Here is a 23,732-nt window from a genome sequence, read left to right as displayed (position 1 = left end):
TGTTTTTCTGAATCGTGTTGCCTACAACATTTGAGGATCATCGTCGCAGATGAATCCGCCACATCAGACCGTTCATAAAGACGAGCAGTACCACCATTGCCGCAGGCTCGGCAACCTGCAGCGTTAAAAAGCATAAAGAAGGATGCCTTTTCGAGTAGATGGCAATTTTTTCATGTTCTGATAAGCGGAGGCCAATAGTGCCTGGACTTGCACTTTGGCGGCTCCACGATAGAGCACATAGCGATGTCCATGCCGCTGTTTGGCATCGGCGAAGTTGCGCTCTACCGTTTCTTTGCGTCGTCAGTATAGCTTGTCCTTTAGCAGTGAGGCGATTGGTGTCGATCAATCCTTGTAGTGCTGCCAGATGTGGCGCGTTACGATCTTGGCCCTTTTACGGCTACTGGTGCATTGTTGACGCATCGAATCAACCTGTGAAGCAAGATTTTGGGTGCCTTGCCATTGGTAAATCTTACCCACGCTGACAGAGTGAAGTTACAATCCATAAATGATTCAAAAAAACGCCACGCAGGTAGTTATCTTGGTCAAATGAAAGGAAGACGAATTTGGCTACTCAAAATAATTTGCACTTTGATGTCAGCACCGGCCTCAAGCGTGTGCTTGGCCGAGAGCTCATCACGGATGATGAAGTAGCGATCTTCGAGCTAGTTAAAAACTCTTTCGATGCTGGCGCAGACTGTGTACATCTGTATTTCGGGGACGATTCAATCGTAATCGCCGATAACGGCGCAGGCATGTCGTACGAAGACCTCACTGACAAATGGCTTTTCGTTGCCTACTCTTCCAAGCGCAGCAGCCGCTCTCCGGACGACTTCCGCAACCTCGCCGCAGATCGTCGGAACTATGCAGGTAGCAAGGGCATCGGTAGGTTCTCGTCTGACCGTCTGGGGGAAGAGGTGATTCTACAAAGTCGCCCCAAAGGCACTCCCGAGAAAGTCCATCGACTAACTGTTGACTGGGAGTTGTTCGAAAAAGATGCGAAGGAGCGTTTTGAAAACGTACCAGTCCATTATGCCGAACAGAACGGGTTCCAGCTGCCTAGTGAGTTGAATAAATTTGAGTCAGAACTCAAACATGGAACCGTCGTTAGCATTCAACGGCTTCGACGGCCGTGGCCGCGCCAACGCATTTTGGATCTTAAAGCTTCGCTAGCTAAGCTTATTAACCCGTTTGGTGAACAGACCGACGGTTTCGGTATTCATATTACCGCGCCAGACGAAGTGGGAGAGGACCGTCGACTTTTCACTTCACACGCAAAAACGGAAGAGGAGCCACTCTCTAAAGATATCGTTAACGGTCAGATCGGTAATTTTATTTTCACCACGTTGCAGGATAAGACTACATTTATTCGAGTAACCATCAGTGGTGACGAGCTTTACACGACACTTACTGATCGGGGTGAAGTAATTTACAAAATTGCTGAGCCAAACCCTTATTCGCATCTCGCCGATGCGGACTTCAAATGCGAAATTTATTATCTAAATTTGTCGGCAAAGACTACTTTTGCACGGCGGGTGGGCTTGCCTTCTGTGCAATTCGGTTCAGTCTTCCTTTTCAGGAACAATTTCAGAGTCTTTCCGATCGGTGAAGATGGCGATGATTGGTTTGGTTTTAATCGGCGCAAGCAGCAAGGTTATGCACGGTTCCTAGGCTCCCGCGAAGTCATTGGTCGAGTTGATGTTTCCGGATCGGATGAAGATTTTCAGGAAGCATCGAGCCGCAATCAAGGCCTTATTGAGACGCCCGCAGTTGAGCAATTGCACAAAGCAGTGATGGAACATTGCCTGAAGCGTTTAGAGAAGTATGTGGTTCCTGTGTCCTGGGTCGATAAGCCAGATGCTAACACCGACGATCTTTCACGACTGATGACAGATCCTGGGCGAGCACGGGTGACTGCCGCCGTCGCCAACCTTGTCGACAACGATAAGGTACGACTGATTGACTACAGCAAAAGCCTCGTTGATTTAATCAATGAACGATCAGGTGATTTCGAAACATCGCTGGTTAGTTTACGAGCAATCGCCGAGAAAACCGCGGACGTAAAAATGATTGAGCGACTTGATGTCGCCGAACGTCGCTTCGATGATCTAAAAAAATCTGAAGCTGACGCACGGCGTGTTGCAGACAAGGCGCTGGCGGTCGCGGAAGCTGCAAATCTTCGAGCATCTACTGCCGAAGCAGAGGTGGAAACGGAAAGGCGGCGCGCGCATTTTTTGGAAACCTTCGTCACGGTCGATTCAGCAACGATACTGAATTTGCATCATCAGGTAACTATCTATGCGGTAGACATTGCACAGCAGATTGAGAATTTTCTGATTGAAACCGCTGATCAGACATTAATCTCACGCGATACTGTTCTTAAGACTTTAGAGCAGATGGCTTTTCTTAATAGAAAAGTAATGTCGGTAACTAAATTTGCTGCGAAAGCAACATTTAAACTAGATTCAGAAAAGATCGAAACCGATCTTGCTGCATTTATCTATGATTATATAGAGCAGATTGCACGCACTACAGGTAGTGCTCGTTTGCAAATTTCAGTGGAAAATAATCATCCGGGAATAAAATTAAGATTTAACCCGATAGATGCTTCCATTATCGTGGATAATATTATCAGCAACGCTCGAAAGGCAAAATCCTCTAGCATTAAATTTGTTTTAACTCGTGAGGATAAAAGTGGATTAACAATTCATGTAAGTGATAATGGGCGAGGACTGGCATCAGGTACAAATCGGTCACGCATCTTTGAGATGGGATATACGACAACGCAGGGCTCCGGTCTGGGTTTGTATCACGTGCGCCAAGCTTTAGGAGAAATGGGAGGCAGTATCGAAGTGGATGAAAACGCGACAAAAGGTCTAGCTTTTGTTATTAAGATCGGCGCTCCAGGAAAAAAACAATGAGGCTCGATTTCAATGTATTGTGGGTAGACGATCAACCAGATCGCATTGCTGCGCAAAGTAAAAGTATTGGTTTAAAAATGGCTGCCGAGGGTTTCAACTTCAGCCCACGTTACTGTCAGACAATTGATCAGGTTGAAGCAGTCATATCCGAAGACGTCTTCACTGATGAGGTCGATTTAATACTTGTCGATTGGGACCTTGGAAATGATACACACGGGGAAGACGCGATTGAACGTATTCGCCAAATCGTACAATACAAAGACGTAGTCTTTTATTCCGGTCAGGCAACTGTTATTGAGCTGAGACAGAAGGCGTATGAGCGAAAGCTTGAGGGGGTCTACTGCGCCGGCCGCGATGGGTTAATTGACGAAGTGATTGGGGTATTTGAATCCTTGATTAAGAAAGTTCTTGATCTCGATCACACGCGTGGAATCGTTATGGGTGCTACAAGTGACATCGATCACATGGTGCAAGTTTGTTTGACTTTAGCGCACGATAAATTAGATGATCCAGGCAAGGCCGAATTCTTGACAGAGGCGATGAAGCGTGTAACGGAAAAAGTTAAGCAATTGGCCAAACGTGGTGAAAAATTACAGGCTGCGCCAAGTATAGAAGGCCTGTTTAAAGCGCATATGCTTTTCACTTCGGATGATCGCCTGCGAATGCTAGCTAATGTACTTAGCATGGATTCCTTTACGGCCCACGCTGCTAGCGTCGACGCTGTTAAGGCGTATAGGGAAGGCGTGGTAACTGGCCGCAATACCCTTGGACACGCAGTTTTGGTTCCTCAAGGCAAACCCAATAGCGTATTGGATGAGGCGGGCAAGCCCGTTGACATTGAGGAGATGCGAGAGCTTCGAAAGCTGATATTAATTCTGCGCGCTGAGTTTCGGAGCCTGTTGAGCGGCATGCAAACCTGATGCTTCAATAGCTTTAAAGGCGGTGGATGTAACAGGCTCATCTTTGAGAAGCTCAGTCAATGTTTTACCAATTGCACGGGCCACAAGTGGCGGTACCGCGTTTGCCACTTGTGTAAACCGCGGAACCTCCTGCTTACGGCGGTGGCCGCCCGTGGTGTATTTGCCTTGGAATGAATACCAATCTGGAAAAGATTGTAGTCGTGCGTTTTCCCGCACCGTGAGTGTACGTGCCTCAGAATAGTGTAGTAAGTCATCTGGCATGCTTGTGATTGTCGGAGAAGGCCGATCTGGATCCAACACGCGCAAAGCCATTTTCTTTAGACCGAATCGCGCGCGCATCTCAGCTCCGATACTCGTATTTAGTCGGCCCTCGGAATGGCTCAGCTGTATAATCGATTTAAATCTCACTGCTATTTCCTCGGCATGACGTGCCAGACGCAAGTCGGTTGGAGCTTCGCAGCCTGCATTCATCAGTTTTTGGTAGTGGGTTTCGGGACCAGAGTAGCACGTCTCTTGGAAGCCTTTGCTCTCGATCGACAGCCGAGTTCCATTGCGGCTGACCTCAAGATCAGAGATTGCTGCTCCTGAGGATACGGGTGCCGTCAGTCGGAGTGAACGTAAAAAATTTGGAAGCCGGTTTTGAAGATGAACGAAGGGGTCTGGTGCGTTCAAATCCGATCGTATAGCGAGGATGAAGTAACGTGTTCGGGCTTGCGGCACACCGAAGATCGACAGATTGAGCAGTTTTTCGTGGACCGTGTAGGCAGTCGAGAGCCGTGCCTTTAAAGCTTGAGAAAAATTCTTGATTTCATCCCCGTCGCTAAAATCTTGGGTGAACCCACGAACATTTTCTATGAGGACCGCCTTGGGCTTGATAATGTCGACCAGATTCAAATAGGACGCAAATAACTGATTACGCGGATCGTCATGCTGCCGGCGGCCAGCAGCGGAAAATCCCTGGCACGGTGGCCCACCAACGAGCACGTCAACAGTGCCTGAAAGTTGTTCAAGCTTTTCTCGGTGTTTTTCCAGGAGTTCGACGATGCCGATTGGCTCTTGGGGAAGCCAGCGTGGCCATACGTATTTATACGGCGAACCCTTTGCCAGCAGGTTCGCTTTCAGAGTGGCGAAGGCAAATTTGTCACGTTCGATAGCAAAGCGCCCCTTTAAGCCGGCCTGCATCAATCCGAGGGAGAGGCCGCCGCACCCCGCAAAGGCATCAATGAACGTTAGTGGTTTGGCGGATGATCTCGGCATTATTTGCATTTCCTTCAAGTTCGTGGACTACCCAATTATGCCCGCGTCAGCGTCGGATAGCCAGGCCCGAAGTGGTGTTTTCCAATCAGAACTTGGGTAATTCAAAAGCGGCTGGCCTCGATTGTGCCCGGACTAATAAGTGGGAGGTGCCGTGGACTCCGGCTCTACCGCACCCATTACACCTGCCCAGCGCGGCAATTTAGCAGGCGGAAGCGGAACAACTAAATCCAGCCTGCTCAGCTTCAAGTCTGGATTGATTTTCAACGCGTCAGAGACAGACTCGTAACGCTGGCTGCGCTCTAAATCCAAATGTACTCCCAGCGCGGTTAACGCGGCTTTTGCATCTTTGTTAGCTCCTGCCCAAATACCTTCATCGAAAAGTATCCATAGCGAATTTGCGCATTTTTGACTTCCAAATTTCACCCCTTCTTGACGTAGCATCAATGCCTCTGCATGACGACCATTGACCTCCGCACTCATCGCTAGTTCGTACGCGGCAGGACCGTGGCCTTGCTTGAAAGCGCAAAGCTGCATTTTTTCCTCGTCTTCGAAACGTCGCGCTTTAGCGTAAGCACTGGCGAGAGCCATCTGTGCCTCTGGGCTACCGAGCTCCGCTGCTCGAAGATAATAGGCCCACGCAAGATCCTTATCTTGTGGCAATCCTCCATGCCCATACTCATATGCGACGCCCAAATCGTAGAATCCCCACGGCTGCCCTGCCTTGACCGCCAGGCGTTCGATTTCGATTGCCTTTTCCGGTACCGGATCGAGAACATTATTAGTATCAAGACCGCCTAGCCCATTCAGGTAGAAGTGAGCCATCAATGCTCTGGCGCCCCAGTCCCCCATGTCAGCGGCGGTACTTACATCTTTCACGATCCTCGCGTTTTCCTCGCGTGTGAGCTCCCAGGCCTGTTTGCTGCGCCATAGCTTGCGCGCCTCAATATACAGACGGTAAGCGCTGGGCTCGCGGTAAGACGGCATATGGTCCTTCCACCGTCCGCATCTCGGCAGCGGATCGGATAGGCTGAATTTCTTGAATCCGTACGGTATGTCATGCAAGGCTTTCTCCTGCAAAAGTTCGCGAAGATAAAAAAAACTCGCCGCCAGCACGACAACCACTGCAAGTATCCAGACTCTGCGGGGCGATAAGGCCTTCATGGTTAGATGACCGGGAAGCCAGGCTCGCGGTCAACATAAAATGGTAATAGCTGACTGTTCAGCATTTTACCGACCTTCATCAATGCCTTGTTTTTTGACGCGATTTCGTCCCACTTGTTGAATGTGTCTTTCATGTTCCCAAATGCGTCTGGTCCCGGCATTTTCGTACATTGGCTGAACAAATCCACACGCAACCTATAAGCGACGTCATGGGCATCACTCAGCACGTTGAGTTCGCTGTCCAATGCCATACTTCGCAAATTCAAATTAGCAGAGCCAATTGTGAAAGCTGCATCATCAACGACTGCGACCTTCGTATGGATATAAATTTCTTCGTAATCTGAAGGCTCTAATTTTCGTTCGATTTCAGCGCACGTCCAGAGAGAACCCATAAAGACCTTGATACCCTGGATGCTCAATTCCTTCGGCGTAATCTTCCTGCTAGCTTTCAGCTTGCGCGCCTTTTCAACAGATTCTTGATGCTCAACGCGCATGGATTCGCTCAGTCCAAGGGTGCTGGCCACGTCGTATGTCGGCAGGTCCATGCCTGTCTTTTCCGGCGTGGAAGTAAGCATGAAGACATATATGGGCTCGACATAACCGGCCTTTCGCAACTTTCCTGCACAGTCAACAAGGTGCTTTGCCCAAGGTTCGTACTGCACGTACTGGTTTTGGATAAACATGTAGTGAAGCATCTGCCGCGTGAGGTTGGCATAGCACTCTTTTATGCATTTTTCCCCATGTAGTGGCTGTGTGCGCAGTAGCTGCAAGTTGTGATTTCCGCTGGGCAGATTGAACGCGCTTAGCGGTATCTTGTTGCGACGCGCGATAAACTCCGGGTCCATCTCATTATGCATCCAGTCGCCAGCCTTTTTGAACGGGTTGGGAGGCCGCAATGACGCGGGAAGTTGGACGAACCAGCAGAGTTCGGTGAATATGGAACTGGGGCGTGTAGATTCACTCCACGCTTGGCAGAAATTATGATTGAGATCGTAAAGAATTGGGCCCAGCACCCTGCAAGAGACGTCCTGATAAGGCTTCGTCACATAGCTGTTCTGATCGATATATGACTGCACCGCACGTTCCTTGTCCCGTTGCTGGGCCTCGGTCAGACGATAGTTAGGTCCCTCGAAATATTGTCCTTGTTTCCAGGCTTTCTTTTGAAGCTTTCCATGATCCATTGTGTAAAACCGCTCGCGACGTATATCTCTGAACTTATGCTCCTTGGTGTCCCAAAAGTCGGTAATCGAGTTGTGGCCCATCACGTACCCCTTAGCTAGCTTGGGGGTTTCATAATCAATCAACAGCATCTTTTGGTGGTGCGAGATGTACATTTTCGTCATGTTGGCAGAGGGATTCCAAGGAGCAGTCTCATCTTCCAGGCCTTGGGTAAGGAATTTGGTCGGCACGTTACGTACATGTAAATGTATATTCGGTATTTCGTCCGCACAAACCTTCGCATACCAATCCGCGTTGTAAGCTTGATGCGATTCGCTGTAATACGCATTGATGAGACCATCTATGCTGGGAAACATCGTGCCATAAAAGCCTGGATTATTTTTCATCAACATGTGAGAAGCCATGTCGTCATGCCAGACGAGCAATCGCACCTTCACGGGATTTTTCTTCCTCGTTGCAATCCGCTTTAGTAAATCGCCGTAGCGCATTCCGTCTTCCGCGGTCGCACCACGCACAAGTACCATCCCAGGATCGAAGCCCCACGTGATGATGTCCACACTGTTCCGCGCGCTGGCAACATCTTTTGCTACCTGTCTGAACACATCCTCACCGCAGATTAATGGCTCGATAGAGCAACGATATCGTGGGTAATAAACCGGTTGGGGGACATGGACAAACCACGATTGCGCAAGACACTGATACGGTGCTGCATTGCTCCTGTAAGACAGAGCCTTGTGATATAGACCTGCGTTGGAGTTCATACCCGACATGGCTCTGCCCTTTCGACCGGATAAATTTATACTTGGGAGGGCCCGCCACCAATGCTCATTGCTGCATTGGCCAGCACTCTACTTTGCTCAAGAGAGGCGTGATCTTCGTTAATCGATCCGCCCTCGTTGACGTAACCGTGGAAGCCCATGCCGGCATTCATCTCATGCTTTTCGTTTTGGGGATTAGGGGCAATGGCGAAGCGGTTGCCGTTGGGTAGCTCTATCTGATACTCGGATTGCATATCCACATCATGTTTAAAAGTCATATTGCCGTTTTCATCGAACTTCCCCTGCTCTGCCAATTTCCCATCCTTGAAGAGCTTGTAGGGCAAGCCGCCAGTGGCCCGACCGCCAGCGGCGGGATGACTGTTCAAGTGAAAAGTGCCCTGTCCTTCAAGCTTCTGTTGCGGGGGCAGCACAAGCGCCATGTCCATGTTTTGGGGTCCGACGAACTGATGCTCCGCCGCATGAAAAACCAGATTGCCGTTGGTGCCAAGTTCGATGCCACCGGCTGTAAATTTTACGTAACTGCCACCGCCATTGACGGTCACATCCTCCTGGGCGCCGATGTTGATGCTGTTAGCGGTGTGGGTGATCTTGAGCTTGGCAAGGATGTTGATGCTTTCCGACAGCGCACGTATATCGATGTCGCCTCCAGCTGCGACCAACCGCATGCCTGCCTTATGCGCAAATAGCCGTAGCGCCTTACGAACACTGACAAACACGCTTCGGCCAGTGGCAACAGAGAAGTCCAGGCCGGAGGTAATGACGGTATGCTGACGGCTGGCGACGTGAGTGCTGCCACCCGTTGAGGTTTCAATGCCAGCAGGACTTGCGAGAACCAAATGAGGATGTTCCAATTGAGGAAATTTCCCCGTTGCAGTACCCTTGATATCGTCATTCTGGACACGGACACTATCGGCCACTTTTGCCTGGTCTTCGTCTTCTTGCGCCTTTGCGCCCAGGGCGAGCTCTGCGAGCGCGCCGTGCTCGTTTTGTGCGGCAGTCAATCTTTGCAAGGTTTCACTCAAATCCTTGACCGGTGATGCTTCCGGTTGCCGACTTTCGGTTGTGATGAGTATCCCCTTATTGGCCCGAGCAACGCCCCAGGCACTCGTCGCCAGTTCCCAGCCTTCACCTCGACCGTCAGCAGCGCCGTCACTTCTGGGTTTTGTGATGTAGCCCAGATTAAGCTGTGAATTTCCATGATCACTGCCCAACTGCGTACTGATTTCCCCTTCGGTATCGTCTAATCTGAGCCGGTTCGCCCTGCCACCGTTGATCTCCCGACTCTTCATCCCGGACAGGTACCGATTACCCGGCAGGTTTCCCATCTCGCTCAACCCCGCTGGCTCCGCCCCCTGATTAAACATCTGCCCCACAATCACCGGCCGATCAGGATCCCCACCCAGGAAATTCACCAGCACCTCCGTCCCCACCCGCGGCAACCCCACCGTCCCGCACTGCTGCAAACTCCCCGGCCCATTCCCCGCCCAATTCGACGCTACCCTTACCCATGCCGAATCGGCCTCCGTATCCGACGCCCCCGCGCCCCCAGCCGCTTCGTGGTCAACCGCGCGCGTGCCGGGAAAGCGGATCTTCACGCGGCCCAGCTGGTCGCAATGCACCTCCTCCCCCGCCGGCCCCACCACGATCGCGCTTTGCATCTGCGCGGTCGGCAGGTCGGTGCGGGCGTCGTAGGTGGGGACGATGTTTACGCCGCGCCGCACTGCCGTGAACTGGACGTGCATGCGCAATGGGCCTGACGCGACGGTATCTGCCTCCTCGCGCGAGAACGGGAAGTCGGCCGATGCCGCCCCCCAGCGGCTGCGGGCGAACAGCCTTTCCACGCGCGCGGCCAGCGCTTTGGGCAGGTTGTTCTGGGCGTGCACGCGCAGCGCGGTGATGACGAAGTCGCGTTCTTCTTCGGCATGGCCGTCCACTTCCGGGTGATCGGACAGCGTGAAGTATTCGCCGGCACAGAAGTCCCGCACGCTGCCTTCGCCATGAAAACATTTCGATTCGTAGTCGTGGCGGCTCATGCGCAGCTGGCCCAGGCGGCACAGGTCTTCGTTGTCGTCGCCGGCGTGGGGCATCAGCACCTGGTAGTCGTCGAGGGTGGCGGCCAGCTCGTTTCCGTGTACGCCCTGGTCCACGCCGCTGACGGCATCGGCGGTCATGAAGTCGCGGCCCTGCGGGTTGCGGTAGTCCCAGCTGTGGCGCGTGACCACCCCCGGCTGCAGGGTGCGCACTGCCGTCCAGGAGGTGATGGCGTCGCGCTCTTCGGTGGCGCTGTCGCGGTGGTAGCGCACGATGCCGGCGGCGTTCTGGCGCAGGCTGTCGGCGTTGTTGAACAGGACCAGCGTGTGCATCGGCGCTTCGCCGTCACCTACGGCGCGGATGTACCAGCCGATGCCGCGCCGCTTGAGCAGGCGGCGGATGAAGGCGGCGTCCGATTCGTTGTGCTGCATCGTGAATTCGCGCCGCGGATACTCGCGCTGGGCGAATGCTTCGTCCACTTCGTGCGCGAAGCTGGTGCCGAGGATGGGGCTTTTCTGGCGCCACTCGTTGAGGATGCGCTGGACGATCTCCACTTCGTGCATGTCGCGGAACACGCGGGTATTGGTGCGCTTTTCCAGGATGGCCAGCGCGTCGCGCAGCACCAGCTGGTAGCTGGCCAGGCCGCCGTCGCTGTCGCCGGCGGCCGCTTCGGTGACGATGCCGCACACGGTGCGCAGGGCGCCGGTGTCGGTGACCAGGTCCAGTGCGGCTGGCACGGCGATCATCTGCTTGAGGGGCAGGTGGGCGCTGCCTGACACGCACAGCACGCGGTAGTCGATGCCGCCGCACAGCGTTTCGGTGCCCATCACGCGCTGCGGCAGCAGCATGTCGTCGTTGATCCCGCCCGGCAGGTCAAGTCGCAGGCGCAAGGGCCGGTTGCTGGTCACCAGGTCCTTGGCCAGGCCCATGAAGCTGAAAAAGTCGTCGTCCACTTGCGCTCCTCAGGTATGCAGCAGGTACATCAATTCTTCGCGATCCGGTTGTGCGGTGTGTCCAGCCTCGTCATCCACCAGGAAGGCGTCCACGCCCAGGCGGCTGGCGCCGTCGAGGCGCGGTGCGCGCATGGCGCTGCCTTCGCGCACCAGCCACACTTCCCAGGTGATGCCGGCGCCGCAGTGCAGACCGAGCATCGCGGCCAGTTGCACCGCGTCGGCGCCGCCGGGCAGGAAGCGTTCGTAGGCGCTTTCGGGCAGCGGGCCGATACGCAGGCGCACGCGCGCGTCGCAGCCGTAGAGGCGTTCTCCCAGCAGCACGCCGCTGCCCAGATCGACGTTGGCGCGGCCCAGCTGCGCCTGGTGTTCGGGCGCCAATGCTTGCCACTGGCCGACCAGCTGCTGCACCGCGAATGGCACGTTGAAGTATTCGGTGTACATGCCCGCCATCTGCGGCGCCGACACGCTGCGGCTGCGGATCTGCATGGCGTAGCGCGCCAGCGTTGCCGGCTGCACGCCATCGCACGCGGGCACGCCGGCCAGCGCCAGCAGCATGGCCAGAAAACTGTCGTCGTCGTCCGGTCCGTCCATCGCTTCGGGGCGGTGCCTGGCCCAGGCCTGGTAAAACAGTTCGGTGGCGCGGTGCGACAGCAGGTCGAGGAAGGCGCGCGGACCGCCATCGTTGTGGCTTTTTTCGTGGCGGTTGACGCATTCGCTGTAATGCAACGGCAGCACGCCCTGGCTGCCCAGCATGCCGATGAAGGCTGGCGTGAGGCGGATGCGGCCATCGCCCTCCGCACCGATGTTCTCGATCTGGTTGGGCGGGAACGCCAGCGACAGGCGGTTGCGGTAGCGCGGCGACGGCAAACGCGCCTGCGCCAGCAGCCGCACCGCCTGGAAGAATTCGAAGCTGTGCGGTTCCTCCATCAGTTCGGCAATTACGCCAGTGTCAGCGCTCCGTTGCGAGGCAGGCATCGCAGCAGCTCCTTTCCGTCCGGGTGCGACAGCACCACCAGCTGGGTAAAACTGTTGAGGTGGACGTGCAGGCCGAACACGTGGTCGAGCAGCTGCGCAAAGGCGTGGATGCCGGTGCCAGCATAGGCTTCTTCGGCTAGCCACACGCGTACCTCCACGCCGCGCAGGTAGGCGGCGCCGCGCTCCTGCTGCACCCACGCGGTGGCCGGCCGGTGCGACAGCGCGGCAATGCCGTCGATCTGCCGCTGCGAGACCACGCTGTCGGCGCGAGCGTACAGGCGCAGCATGGCGGCCAGCGCCGGCAAGCCTTCCTGCGTGAGCGAGCGGTGGTTCAGGGCCAGGTGGGCGATGAGGCCCCACTGCTGGTTGGCGCCGGTCGATTGCCGGTACGACTGCGTGGGCCGGCGCAGCAGCCGGATCGGGAAGCCGCCGGACTGCGTCTCGGTCACCAGGTCGCCACCGGCGCGGCCGTACGGCAGATCGTGCGGCACATTGCGGTTGGTGCAGGTCACGCGCACCGACGCGGTGCCGTCGTCCACCTTCAGCGGCGAGAAATCGCGGTCCACCAGCGCCAGCGACATGTCGTGGCCGGCGCCAATCGATGCCAGTTCCTCGTCGCGGTGTACGCGCCAGTAGTTACCCTCGCTGCCGGCGTGGCCCAGCGCGTAGTACGGCAGGAATTCGGTGACGGTGCTGCCCTGCGGCGTTTTGCGCAGCAGCTGCACCGAGTCCACGCTGTAGATGTCGCAGGCGTGGCCGGGGAGCTCGTCGGGCGCCAGCGGATAGCTGCTGCGGCGGTGGTTGATGCGGATCGGCGTGGCCGGCTGCGCGAACAGGTTAACCACGGGCGTGCAGCCCAGCACCAGGTTGTCGGCGGTGAGGGTGCGCAGCAGGCGCGCCACCGGGTCGTCCGGGCGCACGTCGGCCAGCGCCAGGCGCACGGTCACGCTGGTGCAGCCGGGCGGTGCGCCTTTCAGCAGCGCGGCCAGGTCGAGGTCGAAAAAATCGAACTTGTCGGCAAAGGCGAAATACTCGGACAACAGGCGGTAGGCGCCGTGTTCCGATGGGGCTGACGGCAGCAGGGCCTCGTCGTCAGCGAAACCCACCGGTGTCACCGGCACGCGTTCCAGCATCGACCACTGGTCTCCCGCCTGCACGCAGGCGCAGCGCGTGCGCATGAACAGCAGGTCGCGCACGGTGGCGCGCAGCGAGGCTTCGCCGTCGATGAATATGCGCAGGCGATCCAGTTCCAGCGTGGACAGCGCGCGGTTGGCCACCGTGCTCTCGATGGTGATGCAGATGGCCGATGCTGCATCCGGCGGCAATGGCAGAGTGGCCGGCGCCTGCAGGTAAGGCTCGAACCACGCGGCGCTAATGGCGACCGGGGCGATGGTCACATCGTAGGCGGTGCGGAAGCGGCAGGTGACGGCGCCGCGTCCCTGCGACTTCATGGCGGTGCCGCGCGGCAGGGTGGTGACGCTGTTGATCTGGTTGGCCTTGGCCCCGGAAAAATCCACGCGGGCGATAGCGCAGGCCGGCATGGGCCGCAGCAGGTGCGGGTACAGCATGCCGAGCAGCGCTTCGGTGAAGTGGGCGTAGCCTTCGTCGAGCAGCTTGGCGGTGCGGGCGTTGAGGAAGGCGGCGCCCTGCAGCAGGCGTTCGATGTGGGGATCGGCGCAGGTTTCGCCGTGGATTTGCAGGCTGCCGGCCAGCTTGGGATAGCGCGAAGCAAACTCGGCGCCGGCGCGGCGCAGCATGCTCAGTTCGCGTTCGTAGTAGGGCAGCAGTTTTTCCATCGTGGCATCCAGGGCAAGCACGGCAGCGGCGCGGTACAGGATGTCGATGATGGCATTGCTGCCGTTAGGAAATTTTGATTTACAGCAATGGCTGCTGCATGAACGAACTTTTGCCATAGCCAGTGCTCAAACCTAGTCCGAGCAAGAACAGAGGATGCGATGGAACCACTGACGTTTGGCCTCAGCCCCACCCTGCGCGACTGGCTATGCACCGCATTTGCGCGGTTCCCGCAAGTCGAACAGGTACTGGTATACGGATCGCGCGCCACCGGGCTTTATCGCCCTCAATCCGATATCGACCTGGCCGTGGTGGCGCCCACCATGTCGGCCCGCGAATTCTCCCGGCTATGGATGGCGTTGGACGATTTGCCCATCCTGTTTCGGCTCGATGTCTCGCTGTTGCATGAGGTGACAAATCCTGCCCTGCAACGCGCCATGCTGGAAGACGGCATTCCACTCTGCGAGTCCCATATCCCATAGCCACAGCGGTTGTCTAAGAATGGCGACATGAAAGCCGAAAAATCCCTCGCCACATACCGGCGGCTGCGCCAGCAGCCGTTGTGGCGATTGCTGGCCGCCGGTGGCGGTCCCACTGTGTTGGCCCTGCTGCAAACCCATTTGTACGACACCGAGCGCCGCCTGCCGGCCTCGATCTTCCACGAGCGCATCGCGCGCGACCTCGAACACTTGCGCAGTACAGGAGAGGACTGGCCGCAGACGGCGCAGGCCTATGTGGCCGGCTGGCTGGCCGAAGGCTACTTGGAGCGGCGCTACCCCAACGGCGCCAGCGAGGAGGAATACGAGTTGTCCACCTCCACCATCGAGGCGATCCGCTTCACCGCCGGCCAGGTCAAGCCGCATTCGGCGGCCACCGAAACCCGGCTGGGCCTGGTGATCGACGCGCTGGCGCGGCTGGCCGAGGATACCGACGCCGACCGCCAGCGCCGCGTGGCACGGCTACGTGCAGAACAGGAGCGGCTCGAGCGCGAGATCACTGCCATCGAGCAGGGCGTGCTGCACATCCTGCCTGAGGCGGCGGCGCTCGAACGCACGCGTGAAATCATCGTGCTGGCCGATGGTCTGGCTGGCGACTTCCGCCGCGTGCGCGACCAGTTCGAACAACTGAACCGCGACCTGCGCGCACGCATCATGGAAAACGAGGGCAGCCGGGGCGATGTGCTCGACTCGCTGTTTGCCGGCATCGACTTGATCACCGACAGCGAGGCGGGCCGCACCTTCTCCGCCTTCTGGCGCCTGCTGACCGATCCCGAGCAGTCGGCCACGCTCGACGAAGCGCTCGACCAGCTAATGGCGCGCGATTTCGTCGGCCAGCTCGACAGCCAGGAACGCAAATTCCTGCTGCGCTTGACGCCCACTCTGCTCGACCAGGGCGGCATGGTGCACGACGTGCTGCAATCGTTCGCGCGCAGCCTGAAAAACTTCGTGCAAAGCCGCGAGTTCCTCGAACAGCGCCGCCTCACCCAACTGCTGCGCCAGGCCCAGCTGGCGGCGCTGGCCATCAAGGACGAGGTCAAGGCCACCGATACGCTGCACTATTCGCTGGCCCTCGCCAGCAGCCGGCTGTCGTCGCTGTCACAATGGATGCTGCACGATCCGGCCATGCAGGCGCTGCCGTCAGCCATGCAGGTCGGCGAGGCGGCGCCGATCAACCCGGCCTCGGTGGGCGAACTGGTGGCGCAGTCCGAGATCGACTTCCGCAGCCTCAAGTCGCAAGTGCTCAAGGTGCTGGAGCTGCGGCCGCAAGCCTCGGTGGCCGACGTGCTGCGCGCCCATCCGGCAGAGCAGGGCCTGGGCAGCGTGCTGGGCCTGCTTGCGCTGGGCAGCCGCCACGGCTTGGCTGGCGGCCACACCGAAACCGCGGACTGGATCGGCGGCGACGGGCAGGCGCGCCGCGCCAGCATTCCTGTCATCTATTTTTTGAAGGAACGTGCCGATGAACTCGCCTAGCGACATGGCAAGCGGCACCGAAGCCACGCCAACCACCGCACTATTCCAGAACGACAGCGGCCAGTTGCCGCTCGATACGCGCCGGGCGCTGGTGCAACTGCTGTCCGGCCCGGCACTGGACGGCCGCCGTCACGCCAAGCTGTGGCCGGTGCTGCTGCGCGACGAGCTCGCCATCCGCCGCCAGTTGGCCGAGCTGTTCCTGGAACTGGTGATCGACCGCGACACGCAAGTGGCCTTCACCCGCCAGGCCGATACCGGCGACCTCGAGGCGCCGCTGCTGCTGCGCCGGGCGCAACTGACCTTCATCGATTCGGTACTGGTGCTCTACCTGCGCCACCGCCTCACCCAGGCCGACGCTCACGGCGAACGCGCGGTAGTGGCAATCGACGAAATCGAGGAAAACCTGGCACTGTACGAGAAGGCGGCTAGCACCGACCGTGCCGGCTTCAACAAGCGCATCCACGCATCGGTGGAAAAGATCAAGAAGCATAACATCCTGCAAAAAATCCGCGCCAGCGACGACCGCTACGAAATCTCGCCGACATTAAAACTGCTGTTTTCGGCGGAAGAAATCGCCACCCTCACCCAGTTGTACCAGCGTATGGCCGCCGGCGACCTCGGCAAGCAGCCCGATGGCAGCGCAGAAGATGATGCTGCCAAAGGAGAAGGCGCATGAACGCCCCGGTGCGTCCGGCGCTGCTGACCTCGCGCGAGCAGTTCCGCATGACACGGCTGCAAGTGTATAACTGGGGCACTTTCAGCGAACTGCACGAGGTACCGATCAGCGAACGCGGCTTTCTGATCGTGGGGCGCTCGGGCGCCGGCAAGTCCACCCTGCTCGACGCCTTTTCCGCCCTGTTGGTCCCGCCGCGCTGGGTCGATTTCAACGCTGCCGCGCGCGAAGCCGACCGTACCGGCCGCGACCGCAACCTGGTCAGCTACGTGCGCGGTGCATGGGCCGCACAGAGCGACAGCAGCTCGGGCGAATACGCCACCCGCTACTTGCACCAGGGCACCACCTGGTCGGCGCTGGCCCTGCACTACCGTAATCCCATGGGCCAGGACGTGGTGCTGGTCCAGCTGTTCTGGCTGCGCGGCAACGCCAATGGCAATACCGACGTCAAGCGCTACTTCCTGGTCCTGGAACGGCCGTTCGACCTGCGCGAGCTGGGCGACTTCGGCAGCAATAATTTCGACGTGCGCAAGCTCAAGCAGGCACTGCCCGATGCCTATGCGAAGGACGAGTTCCGCCCCTACAGCGAACGCTTCTGCCGCCTGCTCAGCATCGACAGCGAGATGGCGCTGCGCCTGCTGCACAAGACGCAGTCGGCCAAAAACCTGGGCGACCTCAACACCTTCCTGCGCGACTTCATGCTCGACAAGCCGGAAACCTTTGCCGTGGCCGACCGGCTGGTAAGCGAATTTGGCGAACTCAACGCCGCGCACCAGGCGGTGGTGACAGCGCGTCGGCAAGTGCAAGTACTTGCGCCGGCCAGGATGCGCCATGAAGATATGCGGCGCCAGCAGATGGCACGCAACGAACTGGAGGAATTACAGTCAGGGATGCATAGCTACCGCGAGCGCTTGCGCATCGGCCTACTCACCGGCCACCTGGCGGCGCTGGCCGTGGAGGCGGACGGCTACGCGGCCCAGCTGCAACGCCAGCGCGATACGTTCGACAATCGCAGCGCCGCCCTGCGCGACCTGGAAAGCCAGCGCCGCGAAGCGGGCGGCGACCAGATCGCCCACTGGGAGAGCGAAAAGGCCAGCCTGGTCGTGCAGCGCGCGGAACGCATGCGGCGCCGCAAACTGGCGGTCGATGCGTGCAACAAACTGGGCTGGACCTTCCAGTCCTCGCCGCAAGCCTTTGCCGAGCTGCTCGGCAACGCGCGCGACGAAATCGCGCAATGGGAGGCCGCTGGCGCGGCGCAGGAGCCGCTGCTGGTACTTGACCGCCAGCGCACCGACCTGGCGGCGCAACACGCCTCTGTGCTGCGCGAAATGACGTCGCTGCGGCGGCAGCCCTCGAATATCCCGGCGCCGATGCTGGAACTGCGGCACAGCATCGCCAGCGCCATCGGCGTGGCCGAAGGCGCGTTGCCGTTCGTCGGCGAACTGCTCGACGTCAAGCCCGAAGAGTCCGCCTGGCGCGGCGCGGCCGAGCGCCTGCTGCACGGCTTCGCCCTGGCGCTGCTGGTGGACGAGCAGCACTACAACGCGCTGTCGCAACATATCAACGGCGTCGATCTGGGCCGGCGCCTGGTGTATTATCGCACCGGCGTGCGCGAAGCGGCAGCACCAAAAGTGCTCAAGCCGGGTTCGCTGGTCCCCAAGCTCAACGTCAAGGACGGCCCGCATGCGGCCTGGCTCAAGGCCGAGCTGCGCCAGCGCTACGATTACGATTGCGTGGAATCGCTCAAGGCGTTCCGGGCGGCGCCGGAGCGGGCGCTCACGCGCGAAGGTCAAATCAAGCACAACCGCACACGCCACGAAAAGGACGACCGTTATTCGGTGGACGACCGCCGCCAGTGGCTGCTGGGCTTTGACAACCGCGAAAAGCTGGCCCTGTTCGAACTCCAGCACCGCGAACTGCAGCAGCAGCTGGAACAGCTCGATGCCGAGATCGCCAGCCTGAGCAAACAAATGGAAAGCAGCGCGATTCGCCTGATGTCCTGCAACACGCTGGTCAACCTGCAATGGCAGGATATCGACGCCCTGCCGCAGACCGAGCGTATCGCCGCCATCGGGCGCCAGCTCAAAGCCCTAAACGACAGCAACACCGTACTGCAACAAATCGAGGGGCGACTACGCGAGCAGGCCGACCTGGTCGACAAGGCCGCCACCTCGGTGCGCGAGACCGATATTCGCCACCACGGCGTGCTGCGTGAAATCGACAAACAACGCCAGCGGCTCGAACTGCTGCAACAAGACCCCAGCCTGATTGCGCTCACACCTCACCAGCAACAGGGCCTGGCCCAGCGCTACGCCGCCCTGCCCGACCCGGTGCTGTTGGACAAGGTGGATCACGCCGACCGCGCAGTGGGCAAGCAGATCGGCGACGACATCGGCTCGTGCAACAAGGAAATCGGCAACTGCGAAAAGCAGATCGAAGCAGCTTTCGCCGAATTCATCCGCGAATGGAAGGGCGACTCCGACGGCCTCGATGCCACCCTGGCGGCCGCCTCCGACTTCTTCGCCAAGCTGGCGCGGCTCGAAACGGACGGCTTGCCGGCGCACGAGCAGCGCTTCTTCGAACTGCTGCACACACAAAGCGACCAGAACCTCACCGCCCTGAGCAGCTATCTCAACAACTCGCGCAAGGCCATCCTCGAGCGCATGGAGCTGGTCAACGACAGCCTGCGCCAGGTGCCGTTCAACCAGACAGCCGAGCTGAGCACCTATCTGCATATCGCCCCCAGCGACCGCCAGCTGCCCGAGGTGCGCGAGTTCCGCCAGGCGATCGGGCAGGCGCTGTCGAACGCCTGGAGCGACGACCGCGACTCGGCCGAGGCGCGCTTCGTGGTGCTGCGCCGGCTGGTGGACGACCTGGCCAGCCAGGAACCGGCCAAGCGCCGCTGGCGCGAAGCGGTGCTCGACGTGCGACTGCACGTGGAATTCATCGGCCGCGAGCTCGATGCCGACAATAACGAAATCGAAATCTACCAGAGCGGCGCCGGCAAGTCGGGCGGCCAGCGCCAGAAGCTGGCCACCACCTGCCTGGCGGCAGCGCTGCGCTACCAGTTGGGCGGCAGCGACCACGCGCTGCCGGTCTATGCGCCGGTGGTGCTGGACGAGGCCTTCGACAAGGCCGACAACGAATTCACGGCGCTGGCGATGAACATCTTCGCCAACTTCGGCTTCCAGATGATCGTCGCCACGCCGCTCAAGTCGGTGATGACGCTCGAACCGTTTATCGGCGGCGCCTGCTTTGTCGATATCCGCGACCGCAAGATCTCGGGCGTCCTGATGATCGAATACGACGAGGAACGCCAGCGCCTCGACCTGCCCGACACCACCCGCGCGGAGGCTGCGCTTGAAGCTTCCCGATGAAGTGCGGCTATGGTTCGCCCGCCGCTACGCCAGCCTGCACCGGCAATGGCTGTTGGCAGCATTGGACGCGCCGACCGGCCGACCCTGGCAATTGCCGGTCACGCTCGGCATCCCCACCGAAGCGGCAGCCCTGCCCCAGCCGCAGGCAGTGCGCGCCTGGGCCGATGCCTGGCGCCACTGGCGCGGCCCGGGCCAACTGGCGTGGGTCGAACGCCGCTGGAAAATCCTGGGCGCCCAGCAACTGCCGGCCACCCTGCTGTTGGACGACCTCGACGCCGCTGCCGGCTGGATCGGGGAACGCGAACGCTGGGAGCGGGCACTGGCGCGCGGCCGGCACTTGCTGCTGCGCTGGCCGCCGCTGCGCACCACACTGCCACGCCTGTTCGACACGCTGGCCGACTCTCCGGACGCCGATTTCCAGCGCCTCCAGGACGTACTGGACTGGCTGAACACGCACGATGCAGCCGGCCTTTACCCGCGCCAGTTGCCGCTGGCCGGCATGGACAGCAAGTGGTTCGAAGCGCGCAGCGGCGTGCTGGCCCTGCTGCTGGGAGCGCTGCGCGGAGGCCGCGCCCCGACTACTGCTGCGCAAGCGGATGCTGATCCGGCTACAGTTCGCAGCGACATTTATACTCTGGCCAGCCTGCGGCGGCCGCCTGCCACCATGCGCCTGCGCATCCTCGACCCCGCACTACGTACTGTGGTCGGTGGCCTGGGGGATTTGACCGCGCCACTGGACATGGTTGCCGCGCTGCCCTGGCAACCGGCGGTAGTACTCATCGTGGAAAACCTGCAAACCGGCCTGGCCTTGCAGGATTTACCGGGAGCGGTGGCAGTGATGGGATTGGGTTACGCGGTCGGCCACCTGGCCGGCGTGCCGTGGCTGGCGCACGCGCGGTGCCTGTACTGGGGCGATATCGATACCCACGGCTACGCCATCCTGCACCGGGCGAGAATCGCGATACCGCACCTGGAATCGCTGCTGATGGACGAGGAGACTTTGCTGCGGTTCGCGCCGCTGTGGGCGCACGAGGCGGCCCCGGCGGCAGCCGAGGCACTGTCCGCGCTGACGGCGGACGAACATGCGATGTACGATGGATTGCGCAGTCAGCGCTGGGGCCAGGCGGTGCGGCTCGAACAGGAGCGCATTGCCTGGAATGTGGCGTGGCAGGCGATTCTTATTTCGTCACGCGCTCCCAACCCTCCCTTACCGCATCCTTGAACTTTTCCCAGCTCGACTGCGGGTGGTTCGACTCCCAGCTGCTGCGCAAATCCGGTTCCGCGCTTTCCCAAGGCTTGTCCTTGTAGCCGGGGTTGCCGGCCATCGATTCGCCGTAGCGGTAAGCCGGGTCGTAGTCCTGGAAGGTGCCGCCAGTGTACGAGTAGGTCTTCTCCCAGTGCGAGCGGAAGTAGGCCGGGTCGCTGGCGCTGTCGTCGCCGCGCAGGATGTTCAGGCTGTCCTGGTTCGGTGTGGCCACGTCGCGCGGGTAGATGCGCATGCCGCTGCGCTGCACGGTCGGCTCCACCGAGATCGGCGGCGCCAGGCCTTCGATCACCGGTGGCAGCTCCTCGCCGCGTTGCAGCGAGCCGGTGGTGGCCAGCTGCTCGGTGCGGGCGAAATCGACCGCCTCTTCGCGCGGACGAATGCCGTGGTATTCAGGCACGGCGGTCTGCTGCGAGTTGAGCGTGGTCTGCTGCATGCCGGTGCCGCTGCGCAGCGCGTCGGCGCCGGTCCACCCGCTGGCGCGCCACATGGTTTCGTGCTCGTCGATGTCGATCGGGTTGAAGTCGTCGATGATGTCGGCGGCGCGTTCGGCGGTTTCCTGGCTGGTGGTGTTGATGGTCAGTACCACGTGGCCGCGATTCAATGCTTCCGCATAGATGCTGCGGTCCGCGTGCTCGCGGCCCAGCAGGTCGCTGAACATGGTCTTGATGCTGCCGAGGATGGATTCGTCGTCGTTGATGTGATGGGTGCCGGCAACGCCGACGGAATCGCTCACACGGATGGTGTCGCGGTCATAACCGCTCAGTATCAGTTCGTCCTTGGCACGGTTGGCTTCGGCACTGGTTTCGAAAACAGCTGCGAGTACGTGTGTCATGATGGTCTCCCTGGGTTTAGACGCATGAGGTCGGTTGCAATACCAGTCTACGTGTTACGGCTTGAGTTTAGCGCTCGTTTGCCAATAAGAAAGCACGTTTTAGATCACGCAGACGGGCTTGCAGATCTGCACCTTCGCTGGCGCGAAGGCGCCGTGTTTTATGCCGTCAGCAGTTGTTGCTGCAAGGCCTTATTGAAGGCCGGAATGTCGTCCGGCTTGCGGCTGGTGATCAGGTTGCCATCGACCACGACCTCGGCATCCTCCCACGCCGCGCCAGCGTTGCGCAGGTCGCCTTTCAGGCTGGGCCAGCTGGTCAGCTTGCGGCCGTCCACCAGGCCGGCGTCGATCAGGGTCCACGGACCGTGGCAGATCGAGGCGATCGGTTTGCCGGTGGCGCCGAAATCGCGGATGAAGGCGATCGATGGTTCCGACAGGCGCAGCGCGTCCGGGTTGGCCACGCCGCCCGGCAGCACCAGGGCGTCGTAGTCGCCGGCGTTGGCTTCTTTGACATCGCGTTCCACCGCGAACTGGCGCGAGGCCGTCAGGTGCTCAAAGCCCTGCACCTGTTCGCCCTTGGCTTTCGGCGAAATCAGCGTGACCTCGGCGCCATGTTCTTCCAGGAACTGGCGTGGCTGCTCGTACTCGACCTGTTCGACGCCGTCGGTCATCAGGATGGCGATGCGCTTGCCGGACAAGCTGCCGTTGTTGGGCGTATTCATGAAGTCCTCCGTGAGTGGGATAGGGCCTATCAAGATGCCACGCTCTACCTGCGATGCCTGTGCGCGGACGAACATTGCGGGCGCCTTGCGCCCATCTTGCGCCCCCGGGGCCGCTATAATCGCGGGATGTTCATGCTTCGTGGAAAAACCATGCCTGTACGCCTCCCTGCCCTGATGTCCGCCGCGCTGCTGGCCTGCGCGTTGCCGACGGCTGCGGCAGGCGAATTGGTCATGGTGGCGCCGCAGGAATCGACCATGCCGCTTGCCCGCTTCGAGCATGGCGTGCTGGCGGGCGGCATGCTCAAGGACGTCGGTGACGCGCTGGCGCAGCGCCTGGGCCGCCAGCCGTCGTACGTGGCCGCGTTCAACAAAGAGGTCAAGCCGCTGCTGTCCGACGGCCGCGCCGACTTGCTGTGCCACGTGATGCCGGCGTGGATCGACGGCGACTACCAGTGGACCTCGCCGCTGTTTCCCGATGCGGAAGTAATCGCCGGCCAGCGCGACGCTAAGCCGCTCGCGTCGCTGAAAGACTTGCGCGACAAGCGCGTGGGCACGGTGGTCCACTACCGCTACACGCGCATCTCGCAAGTGCTGGGGCCGCATTTCATGCGGGTCGATGCGCCCACCATGGAACTGAACCTGCAAGCGATGGTCAAGGGCACGGTGCCGTACACCATCCTCAGCGAAACCACGCTGGCCTACCTGCGACGCAACAACACCGCCCTCACCGTGCAGACGCAGCTGGTGTTCGCCGCCTTCAAGACCCACTGCGCGGTCTCGCGCAAAAGCCGGGTACCCTTCCTCGACATCAACAACGCGCTCGACGACATGGCGCGCGAAGGCATGATCGACCAGATCGTCGCCCGCTACCGCTAAGACCGTCCGTTTTGACCTGGATCAAGGATTTTCATGCTCCTGATCAATACA

General features: G+C 59.6%; 16 protein-coding genes and 1 pseudogene. 8 read left to right on the top strand and 9 right to left on the bottom strand.

The annotated features are described in order from the left end of the window. Window positions 1-123 precede the first annotated feature (123 nt). Window positions 124-288, bottom strand: a pseudogene (locus tag SR858_RS27820) (transposase); the annotation flags it as partial. 275 nt (window positions 289-563) lie between these two features. Here SR858_RS27820 and SR858_RS27525 point away from each other — a divergent pair. Both SR858_RS27525 and SR858_RS27520 read left to right on the top strand, forming a co-directional pair. Continuing rightward, entirely contained in the window at window positions 564-2,918 is a 2,355-nt protein-coding gene (locus SR858_RS27525; protein ID WP_084670186.1) for a sensor histidine kinase, read from the top strand. Beyond that, window positions 2,915-3,838 (top strand): hypothetical protein, encoded by a 924-nt coding sequence (locus SR858_RS27520; protein WP_019924504.1) that lies wholly within the window; start codon window positions 2,915-2,917, stop codon window positions 3,836-3,838. Before SR858_RS27525 ends, SR858_RS27520 begins: the two co-directional genes overlap by 4 nt. On the opposite strand, the gene SR858_RS27515 is transcribed toward SR858_RS27520, so the two are convergent. From SR858_RS27515 to tssF, 6 genes are all read right to left on the bottom strand, one after another. Beyond that, window positions 3,788-5,095, bottom strand: a complete 1,308-nt coding sequence (locus tag SR858_RS27515) for a DNA cytosine methyltransferase (protein WP_084670188.1) — start codon at window positions 5,093-5,095, stop codon at window positions 3,788-3,790. The genes SR858_RS27520 and SR858_RS27515 overlap by 51 nt on opposite strands. A gap of 132 nt (window positions 5,096-5,227) precedes the next feature. Next, window positions 5,228-6,217 (bottom strand): SEL1-like repeat protein, encoded by a 990-nt coding sequence (locus SR858_RS27510; RefSeq protein ID WP_019924507.1) that lies wholly within the window; start codon window positions 6,215-6,217, stop codon window positions 5,228-5,230. Window positions 6,218-6,258: 41 nt separating this feature from the next. Beyond that, a complete protein-coding gene (locus tag SR858_RS27505) occupies window positions 6,259-7,992 on the bottom strand; it encodes a phospholipase D-like domain-containing protein (protein WP_019924508.1) in 1,734 nt (577 codons plus the stop codon). A gap of 239 nt (window positions 7,993-8,231) precedes the next feature. Beyond that, window positions 8,232-11,198 (bottom strand): type VI secretion system Vgr family protein, encoded by a 2,967-nt coding sequence (locus SR858_RS27500; protein ID WP_019924509.1) that lies wholly within the window; start codon window positions 11,196-11,198, stop codon window positions 8,232-8,234. Window positions 11,199-11,207: 9 nt separating this feature from the next. After that, window positions 11,208-12,173, bottom strand: a complete 966-nt coding sequence (tssG, locus tag SR858_RS27495; protein ID WP_026637775.1) for a type VI secretion system baseplate subunit TssG — start codon at window positions 12,171-12,173, stop codon at window positions 11,208-11,210. Further along, on the bottom strand, window positions 12,137-13,969 hold the full coding sequence (tssF, locus tag SR858_RS27490) for a type VI secretion system baseplate subunit TssF (protein ID WP_026637776.1): 1,833 nt from the start codon (window positions 13,967-13,969) through the stop codon (window positions 12,137-12,139). The genes tssG and tssF overlap by 37 nt, the downstream gene beginning before the upstream one ends. Window positions 13,970-14,128: 159 nt before the next feature. Between tssF and SR858_RS27485 the strand changes: the two genes are divergently transcribed. Genes SR858_RS27485 through SR858_RS27465 form a run of 5 tightly spaced genes read left to right on the top strand, consistent with a single transcriptional unit; the run spans window position 14,129 to window position 21,209 of the window. After that, on the top strand, window positions 14,129-14,449 hold the full coding sequence (locus tag SR858_RS27485; RefSeq protein WP_019924512.1) for a nucleotidyltransferase family protein: 321 nt from the start codon (window positions 14,129-14,131) through the stop codon (window positions 14,447-14,449). Between the two features lie 27 nt (window positions 14,450-14,476). Continuing rightward, window positions 14,477-15,937 carry a DUF3375 domain-containing protein gene (locus tag SR858_RS27480; protein WP_019924513.1) on the top strand — a complete coding sequence of 487 codons (1,461 nt, stop codon included), beginning with the start codon at window positions 14,477-14,479 and terminating at the stop codon, window positions 15,935-15,937. Continuing rightward, window positions 15,924-16,613, top strand: a complete 690-nt coding sequence (locus SR858_RS27475) for a DUF4194 domain-containing protein (protein ID WP_019924514.1) — start codon at window positions 15,924-15,926, stop codon at window positions 16,611-16,613. Before SR858_RS27480 ends, SR858_RS27475 begins: the two co-directional genes overlap by 14 nt. Further along, a complete protein-coding gene (locus SR858_RS27470; protein ID WP_019924515.1) occupies window positions 16,610-19,987 on the top strand; it encodes an ATP-binding protein in 3,378 nt (1,125 codons plus the stop codon). The genes SR858_RS27475 and SR858_RS27470 overlap by 4 nt, the downstream gene beginning before the upstream one ends. Next, window positions 19,971-21,209 (top strand): Wadjet anti-phage system protein JetD domain-containing protein, encoded by a 1,239-nt coding sequence (locus tag SR858_RS27465; RefSeq protein WP_019924516.1) that lies wholly within the window; start codon window positions 19,971-19,973, stop codon window positions 21,207-21,209. The genes SR858_RS27470 and SR858_RS27465 overlap by 17 nt, the downstream gene beginning before the upstream one ends. Here SR858_RS27465 and SR858_RS27460 read toward each other — a convergent pair. Further along, window positions 21,166-22,086 carry a hypothetical protein gene (locus SR858_RS27460; protein WP_019924517.1) on the bottom strand — a complete coding sequence of 307 codons (921 nt, stop codon included), beginning with the start codon at window positions 22,084-22,086 and terminating at the stop codon, window positions 21,166-21,168. The genes SR858_RS27465 and SR858_RS27460 overlap by 44 nt on opposite strands. 158 nt (window positions 22,087-22,244) lie before the next feature. Further along, complete coding sequence (locus SR858_RS27455) at window positions 22,245-22,805, bottom strand: type 1 glutamine amidotransferase domain-containing protein (RefSeq protein ID WP_019924518.1); 561 nt, start codon at window positions 22,803-22,805, stop codon at window positions 22,245-22,247. Between the two features lie 150 nt (window positions 22,806-22,955). Here SR858_RS27455 and SR858_RS27450 point away from each other — a divergent pair, with 150 nt between their 5' ends. After that, on the top strand, window positions 22,956-23,681 hold the full coding sequence (locus SR858_RS27450) for a substrate-binding periplasmic protein (protein ID WP_026637777.1): 726 nt from the start codon (window positions 22,956-22,958) through the stop codon (window positions 23,679-23,681). Window positions 23,682-23,732 lie beyond the last annotated feature (51 nt).

Origin of the sequence: Duganella zoogloeoides (assembly GCF_034479515.1) — a bacterium.
Classification (GTDB): domain Bacteria; phylum Pseudomonadota; class Gammaproteobacteria; order Burkholderiales; family Burkholderiaceae_D; genus Rugamonas; species Rugamonas zoogloeoides.
This window is presented reverse-complemented; position numbering and strand designations above follow the sequence as displayed.

Excerpts from the sequence above, each read along its gene's own strand:
- SR858_RS27455 (WP_019924518.1), bottom strand. The coding sequence starts at position 22,805 with ATGAATACGCCCAACAACGGCAGCTTGTCCGGCAAGCGCATCGCCATC.
- SR858_RS27480 (WP_019924513.1), top strand. The coding sequence starts at position 14,477 with ATGAAAGCCGAAAAATCCCTCGCCACATACCGGCGGCTGCGCCAGCAG.
- tssG (WP_026637775.1), bottom strand. The coding sequence starts at position 12,173 with ATGCCTGCCTCGCAACGGAGCGCTGACACTGGCGTAATTGCCGAACTG.
- SR858_RS27470 (WP_019924515.1), top strand. The coding sequence starts at position 16,610 with ATGAACGCCCCGGTGCGTCCGGCGCTGCTGACCTCGCGCGAGCAGTTC.
- SR858_RS27520 (WP_019924504.1), top strand. The coding sequence starts at position 2,915 with ATGAGGCTCGATTTCAATGTATTGTGGGTAGACGATCAACCAGATCGC.
- tssF (WP_026637776.1), bottom strand. The coding sequence starts at position 13,969 with ATGGAAAAACTGCTGCCCTACTACGAACGCGAACTGAGCATGCTGCGC.
- SR858_RS27515 (WP_084670188.1), bottom strand. The coding sequence starts at position 5,095 with ATGCCGAGATCATCCGCCAAACCACTAACGTTCATTGATGCCTTTGCG.
- SR858_RS27450 (WP_026637777.1), top strand. The coding sequence starts at position 22,956 with ATGCCTGTACGCCTCCCTGCCCTGATGTCCGCCGCGCTGCTGGCCTGC.
- SR858_RS27460 (WP_019924517.1), bottom strand. The coding sequence starts at position 22,086 with ATGACACACGTACTCGCAGCTGTTTTCGAAACCAGTGCCGAAGCCAAC.
- SR858_RS27485 (WP_019924512.1), top strand. The coding sequence starts at position 14,129 with ATGGAACCACTGACGTTTGGCCTCAGCCCCACCCTGCGCGACTGGCTA.
- SR858_RS27475 (WP_019924514.1), top strand. The coding sequence starts at position 15,924 with ATGAACTCGCCTAGCGACATGGCAAGCGGCACCGAAGCCACGCCAACC.